The organism is Lysobacterales bacterium (assembly GCA_014946745.1).
Classification (GTDB): Bacteria; Pseudomonadota; Gammaproteobacteria; order Xanthomonadales; family Xanthomonadaceae; genus Aquimonas.
The window spans coordinates 1027920-1050381 of record JADCRD010000001.1 but is presented as its reverse complement, the minus strand read 5'-3'; the positions used below and the strand labels follow the sequence as shown (position 1 = coordinate 1050381).

The 22462-nt window shown below is 68.2% G+C and carries 18 protein-coding genes; 11 read left to right on the top strand and 7 right to left on the bottom strand.

Translation table 11 applies throughout. The features are described from left to right. Positions 1-57: 57 nt before the first annotated feature. From lepA to H4O13_04300, 3 genes are all read right to left on the bottom strand, one after another. Positions 58-1851, bottom strand: coding sequence for an elongation factor 4 (gene lepA, locus H4O13_04310; GenBank protein MBE5314608.1), 1794 nt, complete (start codon positions 1849-1851; stop codon positions 58-60). Positions 1852-2137: 286 nt separating this feature from the next. Next, positions 2138-2752 carry a rhomboid family intramembrane serine protease gene (locus tag H4O13_04305; protein MBE5314607.1) on the bottom strand — a complete coding sequence of 205 codons (615 nt, stop codon included), beginning with the start codon at positions 2750-2752 and terminating at the stop codon, positions 2138-2140. Further along, the gene (locus H4O13_04300) at positions 2752-3426 is read right to left on the bottom strand and encodes a glutathione S-transferase (GenBank protein MBE5314606.1); all 675 of its coding nucleotides are present in this window, start codon (positions 3424-3426) and stop codon (positions 2752-2754) included. The genes H4O13_04305 and H4O13_04300 overlap by 1 nt, the downstream gene beginning before the upstream one ends. 126 nt (positions 3427-3552) lie before the next feature. Between H4O13_04300 and H4O13_04295 the strand changes: the two genes are divergently transcribed. From H4O13_04295 to H4O13_04255, 9 genes are all read left to right on the top strand, one after another. Continuing rightward, positions 3553-4035: a peroxiredoxin gene (locus tag H4O13_04295; protein MBE5314605.1), complete on the top strand. Its 483-nt coding sequence runs from the start codon at positions 3553-3555 to the stop codon at positions 4033-4035. Between the two features lie 111 nt (positions 4036-4146). Beyond that, positions 4147-5964, top strand: a complete 1818-nt coding sequence (locus H4O13_04290; protein MBE5314604.1) for an ABC transporter ATP-binding protein/permease — start codon at positions 4147-4149, stop codon at positions 5962-5964. A gap of 121 nt (positions 5965-6085) precedes the next feature. Further along, positions 6086-6700, top strand: coding sequence for a hypothetical protein (locus H4O13_04285; protein ID MBE5314603.1), 615 nt, complete (start codon positions 6086-6088; stop codon positions 6698-6700). Then, the gene (locus tag H4O13_04280) at positions 6697-6924 is read left to right on the top strand and encodes a helix-turn-helix transcriptional regulator (GenBank protein ID MBE5314602.1); all 228 of its coding nucleotides are present in this window, start codon (positions 6697-6699) and stop codon (positions 6922-6924) included. The genes H4O13_04285 and H4O13_04280 overlap by 4 nt, the downstream gene beginning before the upstream one ends. 121 nt (positions 6925-7045) lie before the next feature. Further along, the gene (locus H4O13_04275; protein ID MBE5314601.1) at positions 7046-7987 is read left to right on the top strand and encodes a hypothetical protein; all 942 of its coding nucleotides are present in this window, start codon (positions 7046-7048) and stop codon (positions 7985-7987) included. 226 nt (positions 7988-8213) lie between these two features. Next, positions 8214-10727, top strand: a complete 2514-nt coding sequence (locus tag H4O13_04270) for an MMPL family transporter (protein ID MBE5314600.1) — start codon at positions 8214-8216, stop codon at positions 10725-10727. Continuing rightward, positions 10724-11527, top strand: a complete 804-nt coding sequence (locus H4O13_04265; protein ID MBE5314599.1) for an outer membrane lipoprotein-sorting protein — start codon at positions 10724-10726, stop codon at positions 11525-11527. The genes H4O13_04270 and H4O13_04265 overlap by 4 nt, the downstream gene beginning before the upstream one ends. Further along, a complete protein-coding gene (locus tag H4O13_04260; protein ID MBE5314598.1) occupies positions 11524-12783 on the top strand; it encodes a hypothetical protein in 1260 nt (419 codons plus the stop codon). The genes H4O13_04265 and H4O13_04260 overlap by 4 nt, the downstream gene beginning before the upstream one ends. A 40-nt stretch (positions 12784-12823) precedes the next feature. After that, entirely contained in the window at positions 12824-14002 is a 1179-nt protein-coding gene (locus H4O13_04255; protein MBE5314597.1) for a hypothetical protein, read from the top strand. Between the two features lie 87 nt (positions 14003-14089). Here H4O13_04255 and H4O13_04250 read toward each other — a convergent pair whose 3' ends face one another. Further along, the gene (locus tag H4O13_04250; GenBank protein MBE5314596.1) at positions 14090-14941 is read right to left on the bottom strand and encodes a DMT family transporter; all 852 of its coding nucleotides are present in this window, start codon (positions 14939-14941) and stop codon (positions 14090-14092) included. Positions 14942-15018: 77 nt separating this feature from the next. Further along, on the bottom strand, positions 15019-17607 hold the full coding sequence (locus tag H4O13_04245) for a tandem-95 repeat protein (GenBank protein ID MBE5314595.1): 2589 nt from the start codon (positions 17605-17607) through the stop codon (positions 15019-15021). Positions 17608-17838: 231 nt separating this feature from the next. On the opposite strand from H4O13_04245, the gene H4O13_04240 reads away from it, so the two are divergent. Continuing rightward, positions 17839-18771 carry a triacylglycerol lipase gene (locus H4O13_04240; protein MBE5314594.1) on the top strand — a complete coding sequence of 311 codons (933 nt, stop codon included), beginning with the start codon at positions 17839-17841 and terminating at the stop codon, positions 18769-18771. 5 nt (positions 18772-18776) lie between these two features. Continuing rightward, the gene (locus tag H4O13_04235) at positions 18777-19835 is read left to right on the top strand and encodes a hypothetical protein (GenBank protein MBE5314593.1); all 1059 of its coding nucleotides are present in this window, start codon (positions 18777-18779) and stop codon (positions 19833-19835) included. A 175-nt stretch (positions 19836-20010) separates the two neighbouring features. Here the strand turns inward: H4O13_04235 and H4O13_04230 are convergent, their stop codons facing one another. Beyond that, positions 20011-20868: a pirin family protein gene (locus tag H4O13_04230; protein ID MBE5314592.1), complete on the bottom strand. Its 858-nt coding sequence runs from the start codon at positions 20866-20868 to the stop codon at positions 20011-20013. 202 nt (positions 20869-21070) lie between these two features. Further along, positions 21071-22405, bottom strand: a complete 1335-nt coding sequence (locus H4O13_04225; GenBank protein ID MBE5314591.1) for an N-acetylmuramoyl-L-alanine amidase — start codon at positions 22403-22405, stop codon at positions 21071-21073. Positions 22406-22462: the final 57 nt, after the last annotated feature.

Here is a 22462-nt window from a genome sequence, read left to right as displayed (position 1 = left end):
GTTGGGGGCGTTCCAGGGAGTGGGTGTTTGACGAAAACGAAGCGGAGGGCGCCGTGCTTACTTGTTGTCGACCTGCAGCACGGCCAGGAAGGCTTCCTGCGGAATGTCCACGCTGCCGACCTGCTTCATGCGCTTCTTGCCTTCCTTCTGCTTCTCGAGAAGCTTGCGCTTGCGGCTGACGTCACCGCCGTAGCACTTGGCCAGCACGTTCTTGCGCAGTGCCTTGACCGTGGAGCGCGAGATGATCTGCGCGCCGATCGCGGCCTGGATGGCGACGTCGAACATCTGCCGGGGGATCAGCTCGCGCATGCGCTCGCAGATGTCGCGGCCGCGACGGTCGGCATGCATGCGGTGGCAGATCATCGACAGCGCGTCGACGCGGTCGCCGTTGATCAGCACGTCGAGACGCACGAAGGGGCCTGGCTCGAAGCGCTGGAAGTGGTAGTCGAGCGAGGCATAGCCGCGGCTCACCGACTTCAGGCGGTCGAAGAAGTCGAGCACCACCTCAGCCATTGGCAGCTCGTAGCTGATCTGCACCTGGCTGCCCATGTACTGGATGTTCTTCTGCACGCCGCGCTTCTCTTCGCACAGCTTGATGACGTTGCCGACGTAGTCGGGCGGAGTCAGCACGTTGGCGAGAATAATCGGCTCGCGGATCTCGTCGATCTTGTTGACCGCCGGCAGCTTGGCCGGGTTGTCGAGGGTCAGGGTCTCGCCGTCGGTGGTCAGCACCTCGTACACCACGGTCGGTGCCGTGGTGACCAGATCGAGGTCGTATTCGCGCTCCAGACGCTCCTGCACGATCTCAAGATGCAGCATGCCGAGGAAACCGCAGCGGAAGCCGAAGCCCATGGCCTCCGAGCTTTCCGGCTCGAAGCGCAGGGCGGCATCGTTCAAGCGCAGCTTCTCGAGCGCCTCGCGCAGGGCCGGGAAGTCCTCGGCATCGACCGGGAACAGGCCGGCGAACACGCGCGGCTGCATCTCCTGGAAGCCGGGCAGCGGCTGCGCGGCCGGCTTGGCTGCCGACGTGATGGTGTCGCCGACCGGCGCGCCGTGCACATCCTTGATCGAGGCGCACATCCAGCCGACCTCGCCCGGACCCAGCCTGTCCTTGACCAGACGCTTGGGCGTGAACACGCCGACCTGATCGACCTGATGGACGCGGCCGGTGGACATGACCTGGATCTTCTCGCCGGGGATCAGGTCGCCCTGCACCACGCGCACCAGCGAGACCACGCCCAGGTAGTTGTCGAACCAGGAGTCGATGATCAGCGCCTGCAGGCGATCGGTGTCGCCAACCTTCGGCGGCGGAATGCGCTGGACGATGGCTTCGAGGACATCGCGCACGTTCAGGCCGGTCTTGGCGCTCACCTGCAGCGCATCGGTCGCATCGAGCCCGATAACCGCCTCGATCTCGGCCTTGACGCGCTCGCAGTCGGCCGTCGGCAGATCGATCTTGTTCAGCACGGGAATCACTTCGAGGCCCTGCTCGACCGCCGTATAGCAGTTGGCGACCGACTGCGCCTCGACGCCTTGGGCGGCATCCACCACCAGCAGCGCGCCCTCGCAGGCCGACAGCGACCGGCTCACCTCGTAGCTGAAATCGACGTGGCCGGGGGTGTCGATGAAATTGAGCTGGTAGGTCTTGCCGTCCTGCGCCGTGTACGGCAGGGACACGGACTGCGCCTTGATGGTGATGCCGCGCTCGCGCTCGATCGGGTTCGAGTCGAGGACCTGGGCTTCCATCTCGCGCTCGGCCAGGCCACCGCAGATCTGGATGATGCGGTCGGCGAGCGTGGACTTGCCGTGGTCGACGTGGGCGATGATGGAGAAATTGCGGATGTGCTGCATGCGTGGGGCCGCTCGGCCCGCCTCGGTCTGGGCGAAATGACCGCGGATTATAGCCCGCGGCGGCGTGAGAGCCGGGATTAGGGATTTGGGATTCGGGATTGGCCGAGGGTTGGAAGACCGCGGCGAGTCAGCCTGCTGCCCAGCCAGCAACGGCTGGACACGGGAGCAAGACCGGCGCGCAGACTTCAAGCCGGCGTCTGCGTGGAGCGACGCCCCTCGAATCCCCAATCCCCAATCCCGAATCCCAATCCCAATCCCGAATCCCGAATCCCAATCCCGGCGGTCCTCAGCCCATCGGGTTGAACAGCTGGGCGAGGAAATGCTGCAGCACCCGCGGCTCGGCGATCAGCATGAACACCAGGCCATAGACCGCCCCCCACAGGTGCGCGCTGTGGTTGATGCGGTCATCGCCCCTGCGATCCATGTAGACGCTGTAGCCGATATAGAGCGCGCCGTAGATCACCGCCGGCACCGGCAGGAAGAACACGAAAATCAGGTTCCAGGGCGCCAGCAGGATGAAAGCGAACAGCACCGCCGACACCGCGCCCGAGGCGCCCAGCGTGCGGTAGTGCGGGTCGCGGGCGTGGCGGAAGTATCCCGGCAGCACCGACACCAGCAGCGCCGAGAGGTAGAAGAAGGAAAACGCCCACAGGCCGAAGCGCTCGGCCAGGAAGCCCTCGATCATCCGCCCGAAAAAGAACAGCGTGATCATGTTGAACAGCAGGTGGCCGAAGTCGGCGTGGACCAGGCCGTAGGTGAACAGGCGCTCGTACTGGCCGCGCTGCACCGCCGGCGACCACAGCATGAGTCGATCGAGCAGGCTGGGCCGCTCGAAGCACTGCCAGCTCACCAGCCCGGTGAGCAGGATGAAGCCCAGGGTGAAGGGGAAATCGAAGTCCATCAGTCTGCCCCCGGCAGCTCGAAGGGCCCATGCGCGGCTTCGGCGCGCTGCCAGGCCGGTCGCGCCTTGACCCGGGCCACGAAGTCACGCACCCGCGGCAGCTCCAGCCCGCTGCGCTCCACCGCCGCCATCAGCGGATAGCTCATCTGGATGTCGGCAGCGGAGAACGCATCACCGGCAAACCAGTCGGATTTCGCGAGGTGCTGCTCGACGAAGCGGAAGTGGGTCTGCAGCTGCGGCCGCACATAGTTGGCCATGACCTTGGCAGACAGGCCCTTGACCACGGGCTTCACGAAGAACGGCATGGGCTGGGTCGGCAGCCGCGCGAACACCAGCGCCAGGATCAGCGGGGTCATCAGCGAGCCCTCCGCGTAGTGCAGCCAGTAGCGGTAGTCGAGCGCGGCCTGGGTGCCGGGTGTGGGCTTGAAGGCGCCGGCCGTGTCGTAGCGCTCCACCAGATACTCGAGGATTGCGCCCGATTCGGCGACGGTGACACCGCCGTCGGTGATCACCGGCGACTTGCCGAGCGGGTGCACCTTCATCAGCGACTTCGGCGCCAGGATCGTCTTGGGGTCGCGCTTGTAGACCTTGACCTCGTAGGGCTGGCCCAACTCCTCCAGCAGCCAAAGCACGCGCTGCGAACGCGACTTCTCCAGATGATGGACGACGATCATGGGCAGCTTCCGGGCAGGACGAGGGCGCCAAGGGTAGCCCACGCGAACTCGGCGCGGCCTCCTCGCCGGTCTTTCACGCTTTCCGGCTACCCTGTGCGCCCGTTCACCCCCACACAGGCGCAGCCCATGAGCATCCAGATCGGCGACTCCCTCCCCGAAGCCACCTTGAACCTGCTGCGCGACGGCGTGCAGGCGGTAACGACGCACGAAATCTTCAAGGGCAAGAAGGTGGTGCTGTTCTCGGTGCCTGGCGCGTTCACCCCGACCTGCTCGGCCAAGCACCTGCCGGGCTACGTCGAGAAGTTCGAGGAGTTCCAGCGCCGCGGCATCGAAGTGGCCTGCATGGCGGTCAACGACGCCTTCGTCATGGGCGCCTGGGGCAAGAGCCAGAGCACGCCGGACGGCCTGATGATGCTGGCCGATGGCAACGGCGCCTTTACCCAGGCGCTCGGCCTTGAGCTCGACGCCACCGCCTTCGGCATGGGCCTGCGCAGCAAGCGCTTCGCGCTGTATGCCGAGGACGGCGTGGTCAAGCTGCTGCACGTCGAAGCCCCCGGCGAGTTCAAGGTGTCGTCGGCCGAGGCCGTTCTGTCCGCACTGGACGCCTGAGCCACACGCGGGCGCTTGGCGCCCGCGCTGGAGACTCCGAAGCGGGCGCCCTGGGCGCCCGCTTCGCGTTTGGCGCTTGCGCGACGGGCGTCCTGCCCTCACCTTGCCGCGATGGATACCCCCGCCCCTGCCGCTGACCACCGTCGCACCACCCGCGCGGTGGTGGCCACCCTGCTGCCGTTTCTCAAGCCCTACCGCGGCCGCATCGCGCTGGCGCTGGCCTGCCTGCTGACCGCCAAGCTGGCCGGGCTGACGGTGCCGATGATTCTGAAGAACCTGGTCGACGGGCTGAACCTGCCGTCCGACGCCGCCAGCCTGATGCTCGTGCTGCCGGTCGGCCTGCTGCTGGCCTACGGCGCGGCGCGCCTGTCCGAGCGCGTATTCACCGAGCTGCGGCAGATCGTGTTCGCCCGGGTCATGGCGCGCAGCGCGCGCACGGTGATGCTGAAGGTGTTCCGCCACCTGCATGCGCTCAGCCTGCGCTTCCATCTGAACCGCAAGACCGGCGGCGTCAGCCGTGACGTCGAGCGCGGCGGCAGCTCGATCTCCGACCTGCTCGACTGGACGCTCTACACCATCTTCCCGACGATCATCGAAGTCACCCTGGTGACTATCGTTCTGGTGGTGCTCTACGACAGCGGCTTCGCAATCATCACCGGCATCACCCTGGTCGCCTACGTCATCTGGACCATCCGCGTCACCGAGTGGCGCACCCGGTTCTATCGCGCCTCGGTCGAGGCCGATACTGCCGCCAGCGCTTCGGCCGTGGATTCGCTGCTCAACTACGAGACAGTCAAGTACTTCAATAACGAAGAGCACGAGGCCCAGCGCTTCGACGCCAGCCTGCGCACCAAGGAAGAGGCCGAGGTGCTGAGCTACAAGACGCTGGCCGTGCTCAACGTCGGCCAGAACGCGATCATTTCGATCGGTGTCACTGCGCTCATGTGGCGTGCGGCCTCGGGCGTGGTCTCGGGCGAGCTCACCGTTGGCGATCTGGTGCTGGTCAACGCCTACCTGCTGCAGCTGGCCGCGCCATTGAACTTCCTCGGCATGATGTACCGCGAGGTCAAGCAGGCGCTGACCAACATCGAAAAGCTGTGGAACCTGCTGGACGAGAACCGCGAGGTGCAGGACCGCGCCGACGCCCGCGTGTTGCAGGCGACGCGCCCGGTGGTCGAGTTCGAGGATGTGCGCTTCGCCTACGACGAGCGCCGCGAGATCCTGCACGGCATCCGTTTCCAGATACCGGCCGGCGGCACGGTTGCGGTTGTGGGTCATTCGGGCAGCGGCAAGAGCACGCTCGCGCGGCTGCTGTATCGCTTCTATGACGTGGGATCCGGCCACATCCGCATCGACGGCCTCGACCTGCGCGACTACACCCAGGACAGCCTGCGCGCGGCGATCGGCATCGTTCCGCAGGACACCGTGCTGTTCAACGACTCGATCCGCTACAACATCCGCTACGGCCGGGTCGACGCCAGCGATGAAGAGGTCGAGAACGCCGCCCGTGCGGCACACATCCACGACTTCATCAGCGCTTTGCCCGAGGGCTACGACAGCCCGGTCGGCGAGCGGGGCTTGAAGCTCAGCGGCGGCGAGAAGCAGCGCGTCGCCATCGCCCGCGCCCTGCTCAAGAACCCCGCCATCCTGATCTTCGACGAGGCCACCTCGGCGCTGGATTCCAAATCCGAGCGCGCCATCCAGGCCGAGCTCGACCGCATCCAGCAGGGCCGCACGACGCTGGTCATCGCGCATCGCCTGTCGACCATCATGGCTGCCGACCGCATCCTGGTGATGGACGCCGGCCACATCATCGAACAAGGCACACACGCCGAGCTGCTGGCCGCCGACGGGCACTACGCGCAGATGTGGCGGCTGCAGCAGCGCGAGGCTGCGCAGGAAGACACCGCGGCTGCGATCGCGGGCTGACGCCTCAACCGAAACAGGACAAGCGGAATCCCAGAGCCCTGCGATGCAGACATCGCGCCCTTGCCGGACCCGGTGCGCATATGTACGCTTTACCGGACACAACGTCCGCCAAACCAGACACATGCTCAAGATCCTGTGCGTCCTGATTTCAGCGTTCTGCCTTGGCCTCGCGCTGGCGGCGCTTGCCGGCCGACTGCCGCTGCCGGCGGGAGTCGGAGGCGCGCTGATCATGCTCAGCACCGCGCTGGCCGTGCGCCGCCGTTGGGGTCTGTTGGCTGAAGCGGCACCTGGCACGCCCGAGCGCCAGCTGTGGGTGTCTCTGGGTGGCACGGCGATCGTGGCCGGTCATCTGCTGGCAGCGATGTGGCACATCGGTCCGCGCATGGTGATGCACACGCCCACGGTGCACGCGCTTGGCATCGACAGCTGGACCCTGGTGGCTGCTGCGCTCATTGCCTACTGGATCGCCCGCGAACCGCAGCCACGCACGGACGAGCGCGACGCCTGGATCGGCACCTTTGGACTGCGCGCGGCGCACTACGCGCTGGTGGCGGTACTGATCGTGCAGATCCTTGCACTCGGCTTCATCCGCGAAGGCTGGATCGGCGAGCTCTCGCACCCGTCCATCGCCCACGCGCTGATCCTTGCCCTGCTGGCATCGACGCTTGCCGACGCCATCGCCCGCCTTTGGCTGTATGCGCGCGACGCCAAAGCCGCCGACGAGGGCGCGGCATGAGCGCTACGCCAATCGGCAACCATCTGCGGCGGCTGCGCTTCGAGCACGGGGAACTCTCGCAGGAAGCGCTGGCGCGCGCGGTCGGCGTGACCCGCCAGACCATCATCGCGATCGAGGGCGGGCGTTACGCGCCCTCACTGGAGCTGGCCATGCGCTTGGCGCGAGTGTTCAAGCGCGGCGTCGATGAGGTGTTCTTCTGGCAGGAGCCCCCGCCGCCGAACTAGGTATTGCCCTCCGCCCACGCGGCGGATCGCGGCTGCCTTGGCCGCGCAGTGCCCAGCGCCAAACCTCACGCGCCCTCGCCGCTTGCCCCAGCACCTCATCCACCCAGCGGAGCCCAAGAACATGCCACGTCGCCTGCCGTCGCTACTGCTGAAGACGTCCCTGTGGGTGCTGGCCGCCCTGCTCGCGATGGTCGCAGTCGCCGTGACCTACGTGCTCTACAACGTCTACAGCTTCGATACCGAGACCTTGCCAGCCCGCCACGGTCAGGTCGATGCCCAGCTGTTCGCCCGCGACAGAGGCGCGCAACCCTTGATCGTCGGGCTCGGCGGCGCCGAGGGTGGCAACAGTTGGACGCGCGATTTCTGGAAACCGCAGCGCGAGCGCTTTCTCGATCAGGGCTACGCTTTCCTCGCGATCGGCTATTTCGGCCTGCCCAACACGCCGGCCGCACTCGATCGCATCGCGCTCGACGGGGTGCACGCAGCGATCCAGAACGCCCAGCAGGATCCACGCGTCAGTTCCGAGTGCGTGATCCTGCTGGGCGGCTCCAAAGGCGGTGAGCTTGCGCTCGCGATGGCGGCCCACTACCCGGACATCGATGCGGTGATCGCGCTGGCGCCCGGCGATACGGTGTTTCCGGCGCATACCGACGCCATGACCACGTCCTCGTGGTCAAAGGACGGACAGCCCCTTCCGTTCGCGCCGATGCCATGGTCGGCCACGCTGGACCTGCTGGGCGGCAATCTTCATGCGGTCATGCAGCGCGTGCTTGCGCAGCCCGAGGCTGAGGCCGCGCGCATTCCGGTGGAGCGCATGCAAGCGGCGCTGCTGCTGGTCGCGGCTGACAAAGACGAGATGTGGCCCTCGCTATGGATGGCGAAGCGCCTGATGGCCCGCCTTGACGCGGCGGGCTACGCGCATGCGCGCGCACTGATCGAGGTCGATGGCGACCATGCCTCCCCGACCCGCCAGTTCGATCAGGTCGAAGCGTTCCTGCAGGCGCAGATGAGCTCCCGTCCCGGCTGCGGGTCCGCGACGCTGCCCGCGCAAACCAACAGATAAGCGCGCGCCGCGCGGCAGTGCACGTCTGCCGCTACAGCGCCTTTAGCGCGGCCGAGCCGCCCTCCGAGGCAGTGGCAGACGAGAGCGCCAACGCGGTTCGCTGCATGCCCTGATCACGCGCAGGCGAAAGCGGCGCGTCGCCGATCCCGGGGGCGAGAGCGGGCGCGAAGCCGCTAGACTTCGCGCCCTGCAACGGCGCCTGTGCGCCTCGACGAGACCCGTCTCCATGTCCCCTGCCCTGCGCGCGCTCTGGCGCGTCTGCATCGAACGTCCCTGGCCCGTGTTCGCGGCCACGCTGGCGATCACCCTGTTCGCCCTGCTGCAGTTCCCGCAGGTGCGCATCGACACCGACCCCGAGAACATGCTGCCGACGGACCAGCCCGAGCGCGTGTTCCACAACGCCGCCAAACAGCGCTTCGGGCTGAGCGATGCAATCGTGGTCGGCGTCATCGCCCGCGAGGGCAGCATCTACACCCCGCGCTCGCTGGCGGCTCTGCATGCGCTGAGCGCCGAGGTGAAGCGCATCGAGGGCGTGGTCGAAGTCGATCTGATGTCGCTGGCCGAGGTCGACAACGTGACCCAGGGCGGGCCGGGCACGGTGCGCTTCGAGTGGCTGATGCGTACGCCGCCCACGACCGAGACCGAAGCGCAGGCGATCCGCGCCGCCGTCGAGCGTCTGCCGCAGGCCTACGGGACTCTGGCCTCGGAAGACGCACGCGCCGCCGCGCTGTACGTGCCGATCGAAGACAAGAACGAGAGCCATCGCATCGCCGGCGAGATCCGCGGGTTGATCGACGCGCTCGACAGCGAAGATGCATTCCACATCACCGGCCTGCCGGTGGCCGAAGACACCTTCGGCTACGAGATGTTCGTGCAGATGGCGATCTGCGCGCCGCTGGCCGGGCTGGTGATTTTCCTGCTGATGTGGGGTTTCTTCCGCAGCGCGCTGTTCGTCACCGGGCCGATGCTGGTGGCGATGGGCAGCGTGATCGTGACCATGGGCGCGCTGATCGGGCTGGGGTTTCCGGTCCACATCATGAGCTCGATGATCGCGATCTTCCTGATGCCGATCGCGGTGGTCGATGCCATCCACATCCAGTCGGACTTTGCCGAGCGCTATCGCCCCGGCGACGACGCCGGTGCGGTGATGCAGGAGGTGCTGGGCGATCTGTTCAAGCCCATGCTCTACACCAGCCTGACCTCGGCGGTGGGCTTTGCCTCGCTGCTGCTGACGCCGATCCCGCCGGTGCAGGTGTTCGGCGCCTTCGTGGCCTTCGGCATCCTGTTGGCCTTCGTGTTGACCCTGACCCTGCTGCCGGCCTTCCTGTGCCGGCTGTCGCCGGCCACGCTGGCGCGCATCGCCGCGGTCGACACCCAGCGCAGCCGACTGTATACGCCGCTGGCCTTCGTGCGCCGCAGCTCGCAGAGCCATCGGCCGCTGGTGCTCGGTGTGGCCCTGCTGGCGGTGGCGTTCAGTGTGTTCGGCATCCTGCGCATCGAGATCAACGACAACCCGGTGCGCTGGTTCAAGGCCAGCCACGAGATCCGCGTGGCCGACCGCGCGCTCAACGCCCACTTCGCCGGCACCTACGACGCCTGGCTGGTGCTGGAGCAGGACGTGGACGCCCTGCGCGCAGACTGGACGCGCGACTGGTCGGCGCTGCCGGCGGACCCGCTGCGCGAAGCGGTGCTCGCCGCCCTGCAGTCCGAGCCTGAGACGGCGAACGCGCTGCGTGCCGCGCAGGACGCCATCGACGAAAGCGACGCCGACTTCGGCCTGATCGAGGACTGGACCGCGCGCATCGAAGCCGCCCAGAGCCAGCTGGCGCGCTTCCAGCAGCCCGAGCTGCTGCGCTGGATCGAACAGCTGCAGCGGGCGCTGGATGATTCAGGCCTGGTCGGCAAGTCGAACGCCGTCACCGACATCGTCAAGACCGTGCACCGCGAGCTGCGCGGCGGCGATTCGTCCGAGGAGCGCATTCCCGACAGCCAGGCCGGCGTCGCCCAGACCCTGCTGCAGTTTCAGGGCTCGCACCGGCCGCAGGACCTCTGGCACTTCGTCACCCCCGACTACCGAAGCGCGCTGGTCTGGCTGCAGATGACCAGCGGCGACAACCAGGACATGAGCCGGGTCGAAGCCTTCGTCGCCGAGCACCTCGCGGCGCATCCGCTGCCTACCGGCGTCAGCGCGCGCTGGGCCGGCAAGACGCATCTGAACCGCGTCTGGCAGGGCGAGATGGTGCACGGCATGGCCTGGAGCCTGGCGGGGGCGTGGCTCACCGTGCTGCTGATGATGATCGTGCTGTTCCGCAGCCTGCCGCTGGGCCTGCTCTCCATGCTGCCGCTGACGCTCTCGATCGCCGTGCTGTACGGCCTGGTCGGCTGGCTGGGCAAGGACTACGACATGCCCATCGCGGTGCTGTCGGCGCTGGCGCTGGGGCTTGCCGTGGACTTCGCGATCCACTTCCTGCAGCGTGCGCGCGACCTTGCGCGCCGACTGCAAGACGTCGAAGCCACGCTGGACGCGTTGTTCCGCGAGCCGGGTCTGGCTATCAGCCGCAACGCCATCGTGATCGCCGTGGGCTTCACGCCGCTGCTGTTCGCGCCGCTGGTGCCCTACATCACGGTGGGCTGGCTGCTGGCCGGCATCATGGCGCTCTCGGCCGTGGTCAGCCTGTACCTGCTGGCGGCCCTGCTGGGCGCCGGCAATGGATGGATGTTGAAGAGGATGATGCGATGACGCCCGTACTGAAGACCCTCGCCTTCGCCCTGCTGGCCTCGCTCTCTGCAGGCCATGCGCAGGCTCGCGACGTCGATCCACGCGCCGAAGCCATCGTGGCGAAGGCCCAGCAGGCCGCACGCTACGCTGGCGACGACGGCCGCAGCCTCGCGCGCATGCTGATCACCGATGGCCGCGGCCAACAGCAGCAGCGCGTGTTCACGATCCTGCGCCGCGATATCGAAGACGGCGGCGACCAGGATTTCCTGGTGGTGTTCTCGCGCCCGGCCGACGTGCGCGGCACGGCGTTTCTGGTCAACAAGAAGACCGAGCGCGACGACGACCGCTGGCTCTACCTGCCGGCGCTGGATCTGGAGAAGCGCATTTCGGCCGGCGACAAGCGCACCAGCTTCGTCGGCTCGGATTTCTTCTACGAGGACATCAGCGGCCGCAACCCGGCGCTGGACTGGCATTCCATCGTCAGCCAGGGCGAGCGCGAGATCGTCATCCGCTGCGATCCCAAGCAACCGGACAGCGTCGAGTTCGCCTACTCGCACGCAGTGATTGATGCCAAGACCTTCCTACCAATCCGCGCCGAGTACTACAACGCCGACGGCGAGCTCTTCCGCAAGATCGAGACGCTGGAGACGGCCGTGGTGCAAGGCCACCCGACCGTGGTGCGCAGCCAGGTCACCGACCTGCGCTCCGGCAGCAGCACGCTCATGGAAATGCGCAACCCGCAGTACGACATCGGTCTCGATGAGAGTGCCTTCGGCACCGGCGCCCTGCGCAACCCGCCCCAGCAGTGGCTGCGCCCGTGAGTGCAGCGCTGCGTCTGCAGCCGCTGGCCGCGCTGCTGGCGCTCGGCCTGTCGTCTTCAGTGATCGCGCAGAGCGACGACTGGGACGACTGGGGCGAGGAATCTCCCACCCAGTGGAGCGGCTACGTCGAAGCCGCCTACAGCACCCGCTTCGACCGCGACCCGCTGTTCGATGCGCGCGCCAGCCGCGCCGAGCTGAAGGGCCAGATCGAAGTCAGCCATGAGCTCGAACGCGCGCAGCTGAGCGCCAAGCTCGATGTGCATGCGGATGGCATCGAAGACGGCCTCTGGTTCGACCTGCGCGAAGCCATGCTCAGCCTGCCGGTCGGCAGCCGCGGCCACGCGCGCATCGGCCGCCAGGTGCTGTCCTGGGGCACGGGCGATCTGCTGTTCATCAACGACCGCTTTCCCAAGGATTTCGAGACCCCGCTGGCCGGCGGCGAGGACCTCTACTTCAAGGCGCCGTCCAACAGCCTGCGGCTCGACTGGCGCTTCGATGCGCTGAGCGTCGATCTCGCCTGGACGCCGCGCTTCACGCCCGACCGCTACATCGATGGCCAGCGTCTCGGCTTCTTCGATGCGCGCAGCGGCGAGCGCGTCGGCGGCCGCGATCTGATCGACGCGAGCGAGCCGGGCGGCAGCGAATGGGGCCTGCGTCTGCATCGCAGGCATGAAGGCGTGGAGTACGCGCTGTACGCCTACCGCGGCTTCGACAAGCAGCCGCTGGGCGCCGATGCGCAGGGTCGACCCAGCCACCTGCGCCGCGACAGCGCGGGCTTCAGTCTGCGCGGGCCTGTATTCGGCGGCATCGCCTCCTTCGAGGCCGGTCGCGAGTGGTCGGGCGCCGAACTGGGCGCGAGCCCCGGAACCGTCGCCGCGCGCGTGCCGCACAAAAGCGCCGCGATGGCGGCCTTTGAGAAAGAGTGGCGACCCAAGCTGACCATCGGCCTGCAGGTCTACGCCGAGCGCCACGACGGCGAGCCCGGCAACCTCTCACCCCTCAACGGCGAATCGCGCCGTCTGGTCTCGCTGCGGATCACGCGACAAGCCCTGCGCGATCGCCTGAACTTGAGCGCCATCGCCTTCCACTCCACCGACCAGCACGACAGCTGGCTGCGCCTCACCGCCAGCCATCGCCTGAGCGACCAGTGGCTGCTCGGAGCGAGCGCGAACGTCTTTGGCGGCCGCGTGCAGCGCTTCTTCGGCCAGCTGGAGGACGACAGCAATGCGGGGGTTTGGGTGAGGCGGCAGTTCTGACACCGACCTCACGCCCCGCCCCTCCCTCGACGGCAAGCCAATGACGACTGAAGACGCAGCTGGGAGCGAGTTGCTGCCCAGAAAGCAGAAGCCGAGGGGCCGAGGCAACTGGCTGAGGGCGCTGGGCTCGTTTCTGGTGCAGGTCGGCATCGGTGTGGTGGGCGGCATGACTCTGATCTTGAGTTACCAAGCGCTGATTGACCCTTTATCGAGCAGCGAGGCATGGATCGCCCTTGCGCTGCTGCTTCCGATCTGCGCCGCGCACGTCGCGCTGCATGAATTGGGACATGCCGGAGCCGGACTTGCCGTGGGCATGGAGCTGCACGGATTCAGCCTGGGGCCGATCCATTGGGAGCGCCAGTCGCATCAGTGGAAAGCGAGGTGGGAGCGAGGTCTTCGCGGGATCTTGGGCTATGTCTTCATGCTTCCACCAAGACACCGATGCATGAGTCGAGGCGAGGTGGCGATCCACGTCGCCGCGGGGCCAGCCACCAACTTCGCCACCGCCCTGCTGATCTGTGTGGTCATGCCAAAGGACGCGGGCGTCGGACTCGCGAACAGCCTCTGGTGGCTGGCACTGATCAGTGCTGGCTACTTTGGACTGTTGAATCTGTTGCCCTTCAGCACCGCGGGGATACGCAGTGATGGTGGCCAGCTTCTCGACCTGGCTCTGTCGCCGAGCAGCTATCTGGCGGGACAACAGCTACAGCAGGTGGTGAACCTGAGCCGAGACGGCGTACGTCCGCGCGAGTGGCCCCGCTCGCTTTTGCCACACGCCTCGGAGCTGGAATCGATCAAGCCGCCGATTCGAACCGGCTACACCTATCTTGCCGGGCTGCGCGCGATTGATGAGGGCGATGCGACCACCGCGAGAATCTACGCGTTCTCGCTGGCGAAAGAGTTCGCTACAGCAGAAGGCGCCTCGGCAACGAGCATTGCCCTGCTGATGGCGACATACGCTGCAGCTTGCGCGCGCGATCCTGAGCTGCTCGCGGCGTGGCTACCTCACATCGGCCAGCATTGGGTCGATCTGCGCGCGCAGCTACTCTGGCTAAAGGCCGTGCAGGCTCAGCTTGAGCTACGCACCGAGGAGGCGCTGGAGTCGGCTAAGGAGAGTCGCGCACTGATTCAAAGTGTGGTCGATGAGGGCAGCAGAGTGTTTCTGACCGACCAGCTCGATCAGCTAGAACTGAGTTTGCGTTCCTCTGATCACTGCTAAGCAGTCGCCCTTGGTTCGGCCAATGGAGGCCCGGTCGCAGCCAACGAGCACGAGTTCGACGCCAGACCCGAAATCGCGGGCGGAGTCCTATCTCCTCGGCCAAAGCACCACCAGGGCCACACCCCCCAGCACGGCCGCCGAGGCCAGCACCAGCCGCAGGCTCACCGGTTCACTCAACAGAATCACACCTGCCACCGCGGTGATCACCGGCACGCTCAGCTGCACGGTGGCGGCGGCGCTGGCGCGCAGCTGCGGCAGGACGCGGTACCAGATCGCATAGCCCAGGCCCGAGGTGAGCGCGCCCGAGGCGACGGCATAGAGGCTGCCCGACAGGTCGATCTGCACTGCATCAGGCGCGAGCAGCAGGGCGAGCGCGAGGGCGGCACCGGCCATCGGCACGGCGCGCAGGAAGTTGCCTGCGGTGGCGGCCGCGGGATCACCCGCGCCTCGGCCGCGCAGGCTGTAAACGCCCCAGGCGACGCCCGCCAGCAGCATCAACAGGGCCGAACCCAAGGGCGGTGCGGACAGGCCGGGCAGCAGCAGCGCCACCAGACCGGCGATGGCGAGTGCAAAGCCGAGCATCTGCAGCGCGCCGAAACGCTCGCCGCGCAGCAGGGCCCAGCCCAGCATGCTGGCCTGCACCGCGCCGAACAGGATCAGCGCCCCGGTGCCGGCGCTGAGCCCGATGTAGGCGTAGGAGAAAGCGATGGCGTAGGCGAACAGCGCGGCAGCGGAAGCCCAGCTGCCGGCGCGCAGCTGCGCCGGCCTACGCAGCCCGATCAGCAGGGCCAGTACAAGGGCGCCCGAGACGATGCGCAGCAGGGTGAAGCTGGCCGGGTCGATGGCGGTGTCGCGCAGCGCCGCGCGGCACAGCAGCGAGTTGCCGGCGAAGGCGAGCAAGGCCAGCGCGGTCAGGCCAGCGATGGAAGTTCGACGCATCGGCACCCGTCTCCGCCGCTGACCTCAGCGCCGCGCGAGGGCGGGCCGCTGCAACGCGGCCCGCCGTCGACGTGGGTTTACTGGATCGAGCAGCTCTTGGGCTCGGCGCCGGGGGCGGACGAGCTGCCGGCGATGCGGCGCACGATCACCGTGGTGGTGGCGGTGAGACCGGCACTGTTCGCGATGGTGTAGGTGAACAGATCGGTGCCGCACCAGGTGTCGCTGGGCACGTAGCGCACGCGCCCGCTCGGCAGCAGGGTGGTGGTGCCGCGGAAGCCGCGGTTGACCGAGACCACGCGAATGGCGAGGTTCTGCGGGTCGCTGTCGTTGGCCAGCACGTCGATCTCCACCGGCGTGACGCCCGGCGTCAGGGCTTCATCGGCCACCGCGATCGGTCCCACCGGCGGCGATACCGTGATCACGAGGCTGGCGGTGTCTTCGCCTCCCGCGCTGTTGCGGATGCGGTAGCCCAGGGTGACGACACCACCAAAGAACTCGGCGGCCGGACGGAAGGTGACGCTGCCGCTCGGGGTGAAGCTCGCGGTGCCATTGCTGACGCCGGTGACGGCGACCAGGGTCAGCGTGTCGCCCGAGGGGTCGGTGTCGTTGGCCAGCACGTTGACCGTGATCGGCGTGTTGTAGGGCGTGGTGGCCACGTCCGACAGGGCGCGCGGCGGCACCGCGGTGACGGTGACGGTGATGCGGCCTTCCACCTCCACGCCCGAGGCATTGCGGGCGCGGTAGCTGAAGGTGTCGCTGCCGACGAAGCCAGCGGCCGGGGTGTAGGTGACCACGCCGGCGGCGTTGAAGCTGGCGCTGCCGTTCGACGGTGTGCCGACGGCGACCAGGCTCAGCGCTTCGCCGGCCGGGTCGCTGTCGTTGCTCAGCACGTTGAAGCTGACCGGCGTGCCGCGCACGGTGCTGGCGGTGTCGGGGTTGGCCACCGGCGGCGCGGCACGCACGGTCACGCTGACCGTCGCCGTGGCGGTGAGCGCACCGTCGCTGATCGTGTAAGCGAAGCTGTCGCTGCCGACAAAGCCAGCGCGCGGCGTGTAGAGCACGTTGCGGCCGCTGATCGTCGCCGTGCCGTTGGCCGGCGCGGTGGTCGCCGTGATCGTCAGCGTATCGCCATCCGGGTCGCTGTCGTTGCCCAGCACCGCGATGCTGACGGCGCTGGCGTTGCGATCGACGGTGGCGCTGTCGTTGGCCGCCAGCGGCGCGCGGTTGACCAGCACCTGCGGGCCGAGCTGCTCGGTCTGTTGGACCTCTTCGAAGCGATACACGTCGACCGCTCGCTTGTGCGCGGCCGGATTGCGCAGGGCGCGCTCGATCCAGGCAGGCGCGGCCTCCACCGGCTCGCGCTTCCACTCGCTGCGCTGCTCCTTGCGCACGGCGCCCGGCACGGTGCGCTCTTCGACGCTGAGGAAGCTGACGTCGACGCGACGGTTCTTGGCGCGGTTGGCCTCGCTGTCGTTGGCGAAGCGCGGCGCGGCCTCGCCTTCACCGCTGATGTCCATCTCCTCGATCGACACGCCGTGGCCGGCGAAGAACTCGGCCACCGCACGCGCGCGGCGCTCGGACAGGCCCTGGTTGTACGCCTCGCGGCCGAGATCGCAGGTGTGACCGACGATGCGGATGCGCGAGACGCGGCTGTCGGACTTCAGTGCCGCCAGCAGGGCATCGAGCTGCGAGGCATCGGCATCCTGCAGGCTGAAGCGATCGAGCTTGAAGTAGGTCGCCGCGTCCATGCCGACTTCGTTGCGGACGAGCTGGGGCTCACCGGTGACTTCCACTTCGGTCACCACTTCCACGTCGCGGTAAGGCTCCACGGCGCGGTAGGCCTGGGCGCCGCCGAAGTCATAGCGCCAGCTGAGCAGGCCGCGGGTGTCCGAGCGGTCCAGCACGAAGTCACCCGCGCGGCGCAGGGCCTCCAGGCTCACGCCGATGCTGTGGCCGGTGCCGGGGATGAACTTCTCCACGCCCAGGCTGAAGGTGTTCTGGTGCGAGCTGAAATCGCCCCACTCGCGGTCGAAGCCGGCCTGCAGGCGCAGCTGGGCGTCTTCGAAGAAGCGGCCGAAGCGGGCGCCGACGCCCTGGTCATAGGCCTGCTCGAAAGCGCGGGTGATCGTGGTCAGGGTGCGCTGCTGGGTGAAGGGCCGGCCTGCGGCCGTGGTCCCGGTGAGCGTGCTGACGTTGACCACGCTGCGGGTATCGACCAGACGCTCGTCGGTCAGGCCCGCGGAGACGTACAGGTCGCCGAACCAGGTCTCACGCTCCCAGCCGAAGCCGAGGCTGGCTTTGCGGTCGCCCATCACGTTGCGGTCGATCGCCGCGAACACCTTGGCCACGCTGGCGCCGGTCGGATCGGCGATGACCTGGTCCAGCGTGCGGCCGCCCCACAGCCAGTGGTAGCCGAGCTTCACACCGCCGGCGCCACCCTGCCCGTACCAGCCTTCGACCATGCCGGTGGCGTGACCCCGGTGGGCGAAGAAGCCGAGGAACTCCGCGTTCACGTCGCCGTCGTCGTTGACACCGAGGCCGATGCGGCCATTGCTGCCGACATAGGTGATCGGCACCACGCCTTCCGCGGGCGGCGGCGCGGTCTGCGCCTGGGCGAAACCGGAAGCGAAGGTGAGCAGCGCAGCCAGGAGCATCGGCTTGTGCATGGCGGTGTCCTTGAGGTTCAGCGCGGAGCGCATTGGCGGGGAACTTTAACAGTTCGGTCACAAACGCGTGCTGCGCTTCGCTGCAGCGCAGCTTGATGCTCTCCCTACGGCTGCGTAGGGTCCGCCCGGGACTCACGCGAACGGACTCGACCGGCGCGCGCGGCAGGCCAACACAACAACACGCCGCCCGCTCGCCGAACACCGCATCGACACGCTTTCGGGGAGGGAAGCATGTTCGTACGTTCGATCCGCGCCGCCTTCGCGGCCCTGCTGCTGTGCCTGCTATCCACCGCCGCGCTTGCGCAGAGCGGCTACACCCAGACCCGTCATCCGATCGTGCTGGTGCACGGCCTGCTGGGTTTTGATTCGCTGCTGGGCGTGTACGACTACTGGTACGGCATGCCCGCCGACCTGCGCACGGGCGGGGCGCGGGTCTACATCGCCGATGTCTCCGCCAGCAATTTCAGCGAGGTGCGCGGTGAGCAGCTGATCCGCCAGCTCGACAGCCTGCGCGCGATCCACGGCCACGCGAAGTTCAACCTGATCGGCCACAGCCACGGCGGGCCCACCATCCGCTACGTCGCTGCCGTGCGGCCGGATCTGGTGGCCTCGATCACGTCGATCGGCGCGCCGCACACGGGCAGCAAGGTGGCCGATGCGCTCGACACGACCCTGCCCGTGGGTTCGCCGCTGCGGCCGCTGGTGGCCGGCTTTGTCAACGCGCTGTCGGGCTTCATCGAGTTCCTGTCCGGCAGCCGCGATCCGCAGAACGCGCTGGGTGCATTGGCCTCGCTGTCCTCGCGCGGTGCCGCCGACTTCAACCGGCGCTTTCCGCAGGGTATGCCGGCGACCGCCTGCGGCCAAGGCGCGGCCGTGGTCAACGGCATCCGCTACTACAGCTGGGGCGGCACGGCAGTGCTCACCCACGCGCTGGATGCCAGCGACCCACTGTTGGGCGCCGGCAGCCTGTTCTTCGGCTTCGAGCAGAACGATGGCCTGGTCGGCCGCTGCAGTTCGCACCTCGGCGTGGTCCTGCGCAACGACTACCCCTGGAACCATCTGGATCAGGTGAACCAGGTGCTGGGCCTGACCCGCTGGTTCACGCCCGACCCGAAAGCGGTGCTGCGCGCCCACGCCAACCGACTCAAGAACGCAGGGCTGTGAGACGCGTGGGCCTGCGGTGGCAGCGGCACGCCACGCACGCCGAGGCGGCGTCGGTCACGGCGTCGGCATCGCGGCGACGCTTGGGGTTGGCCAGCAGCGCGGTGCTGGGGCTGTGGGTGCTGGGTGTGATGTTGATGCTGCCGCAGCGGCCGACGCAGAACCCCTCAGCTGCCGCCTTCGCCACCCGCAGCACCACCGAGGTCGCGCTCAGGCCGGGCGGCACTCCTGCTCTGATCGATCCGAGGCCCTCGACCGAGGGCAGGGACATCCCTTCACTCGGCCCGGAAGCGCAGACGCACGGCTCGGAGACGCTGGCGCGCAGCTCGCTGCGCGGCAGCGAAGTGGACGGCGAACTGCGACAGGGCGCAGACGGCCGGCTGCAGTGGGATGCCGGCTTGGTGCGCTTCTTCGAGTACCACCTCGCCCTGCTGGGGGAACTCGATCAAGCGGCGATCCGCCGCCTGATCGCCGAACAGGCAAGCCAGCGGCTGGGCAACGCTTCGGAGGCATCAGTGCTGGCGGCTTTCGATCGCTATGTCGCGTTCCGGCAGGCGCTGGCCGCGCTGCCGCCCGCCGCCCGCCTGCAGGACACGCTTGCCGCGCGTCGCGCGCTGGAGCGGGAGTGGTTTGGCGAGGCCGCGCAGGCGATGTTCGGCGAGGCGCGCGACTACGATGCGCGCACGCTGGAACGCCTTGAGGCGGCAGCGAAGCATCCCCCTTCGCGAGACGCCTGGGACACGCTACCCGCCCTCGAACGCGAGGCGCGCTCCGCGGCGCTGGTCGAGGAGCAGTCTCGCCAGTTCGATGCGCTGGCGCTGTCCGCAGAGCAGCGCCGCGCCGAGCGCACCGCGCTGTGGGGCGCCCAGGCGGCCGCGCGTCTCGATGCACTGGACGCGGAGCGCGCCGCGTGGGAATCGCGACTCGCGGCCTATGCGCGCGAACGTGAGCGCCTGCTGGCTGTCAGTGGCACGGCGCCCGCCGACGTGGAGGCGCTGCGCCAACGGTGGTTCGACCCTCGCGAGCGCCTGCGCATCGAGGCGCTGGAACGCGCCGGCGCGCTGTAGTCGAGCTGGCAGCGTGTTGAAAAACTCCCTTCCGGGGAGTTGTTGAAGTCGGCGGTCCGGCGCAGGTCCGTACCGCCTCACGACACATCCATCGCTTGCGCGCTTGCTGCGTCGTCCCGGCCATCCCTGGCCGGGCTCGCAGGCTGCTTTTCAACAGCCTGCAAGGCGCGTGCACTCAGCGCTCCGGCAGCGGGATGAATTCGCTCTCGCCGGGCACTTGCGCGAAGCGGCCTTCCGCCCAGTCCTGCTTGGCCTGCTCGATGCGCTCGCGGCTGCTCGCGACGAAGTTCCACCACACAAAGCGCGGGCCCAACGGTGCCCCTCCGCAGAGCATCAGTCGCGCCCGTCCCTGCGCGCGCAGGCGCGGCGTGCTGCCCTCGTCCAGCACCACCAGCGCCCAGGGCGGCAGCGGCATGCCGTCGAGTTCGGCCTCGCCCTCGACCAGATAGAGCGCGCGTTCGACGTGCTCGGGCGGAATCGCCAGCTCGGCGCCGTCCTGCATCTCGATCGCCACGTACAGCGTGTCCGACTGCACGCTCACCGGCGAGCGCATACCGAAGCCGTGGCCAGCGACGCAGGTCAGCTCCACACCTTCCTGCGACTGGCGCGGCAGCGAGGAGGACGGATGGTGCTCGAAGGCCGGCGCCATCTCGGCCTGTTCGACCGGCAGGGCCAGCCAGGTCTGCAGGCCGTGGAGCGGGTGCGCGCGATCCTTGAGTGACTCCGGGCTGCGCTCGGAGTGGGCGATGCCAGAACCCGCGATCATCCAATTGACATCGCCGGGCTGGATGTCCTGCACGCTGCCCACGCTGTCTCGATGACGGATGCAGCCTTCCCACAGCCAGGTCACGGTGGCCAGCCCGATGTGCGGATGCGGCCGCACGGCGATGCCCTCGCCCGGCGGAAACGTGTGCGGGCCCATGTGATCGAAGAACACGAAAGGCCCGATGCGGCGACGGTTGGCGTGCGGCAGGGCGCGGCGCACCTTGAACCCGCCCAGATCGTGCTCACGCGGGTTGATGATCTCGGGCATGCGATGGCCTCCGTGGCTGAAGAATCCGGGACACTGCCACGCCTGCGGCATCCCGCCAACCGCCGGACTGCATGCAGCCGTGACCTCGCACTCGGCCGGAGCCCGTCCGCCTTGCCGAAATCCCTCAAGGGTGCGAGTCGCGGTCGTTCCGCGAATGCCGGCGGCTTGGAAGAGCGAGCCCGCTCGCGACCCGCAGGGTGTGTCAGGCGCCGGGAATCTGCAGACGCTCGCCGACCCGCACCACGTCTCCGCGCAAGCGCCCGGCGTTGGCCGCGCGCAGGCTCGACAGGCTGACGCCGTGACGAACGGCGATGGCGCTCAGGGTCTCGCCGCGGGCCACGATGTGCTCGCGTGCACGCGCGGTGGTGTTGGCGGCCACCCAGGTGCCGGGCGGCGGCTGCAGGCTGAAGAAGTCACCGATGCCATCCGCCACGGCAGCGGAAAGGCGCGAGCGATAGGCGGGATCGTTGAGCTTGCGCTCCTCGCCCGGGTTGCTGATGAAAGCGGCCTCGACCAGCATCGAGGGCACGTCGGGCGAGCGCAGCACCACGAAATTCGCGCGCTCCACTGCCGGCTTGTGCGCCTTGCCGACGCGCTTCAAGGCGTTTAGAACCTGGTTGGCGGCGTCTTCGGAGGCCTTCATGGTCGCGCTCTGCGCGAGGTCGAGCAGCACCGCGGCCAGGGTGTTGTCCTTGTCATCGAGCTTGACGCCACCGACCAGGTCGGCGGCGTTTTCGCGGTCGGCCAGCCAGCGCGCGGCCTCGTTGGTCGCGCCGCGGGTCGACAGCACGTAGACCGAGGAACCGGCGGCGCTGGAGCGCGGCGCGGCGTCGGCGTGGATCGACACGAACAGATCGGCCTGCGCCTCACGCGCCAGCCGGTAGCGCTGCTCCAGCGGGATGAACACATCGGAGTCACGGATCAGCACGGCCTTGTAGCCGCGCATCGCATTGACCTGGCGCGCCACTTCGCGGGCCACCGCCAGCGTGATGTTCTTCTCGAAGGTGCCTGCCGGGCCGATCGCACCGGGATCGCGGCCGCCGTGGCCGGCGTCGATGGCGATGATGATGTCGCGGTCGCTGGTGGGCACCGCGGTCTGCACGGTCCGCGGCGGGGCCTGTGCGACCGCTGAGGTCTGGTTCGGCAGATCGATGACCAGCCGGTGGCCGCGGCCGTCGCCCGGCGGCTCGATGAAGCTGCGCGGACGCACGCCGCGCTGCAGATCCAGCACCACGCGCAGGTCGCGACCGTTCTGCACGCCGGTGCGCAAACGCTGCAGCAGGCCGGGCTGGAAGTCGGGCACGCGGGCCGCGCGGCCCAAGCTGGCCGACTTCAGATCGACGACGATGCGGTGCGGGTTCTCCAGCGAGAACAGCTTGTAGTCGACGCTGGCGGACAGATCCAGCACCAGCCGCGTGCGCTCCGCACCCGTGGCCACACGCAGCTCGCGCACCTCGACGGCCCCGGCCGCGAACGCGACCAGGCTCAGCAGTACGAACAGCGCGAATTGCGGCCAGGCTCTTGACATGGCGCACATTCAAGCCGAAGCGGCGGCGCTGCGCAAGCCAAAAAACGCTTGGAAATCCGCCAGATG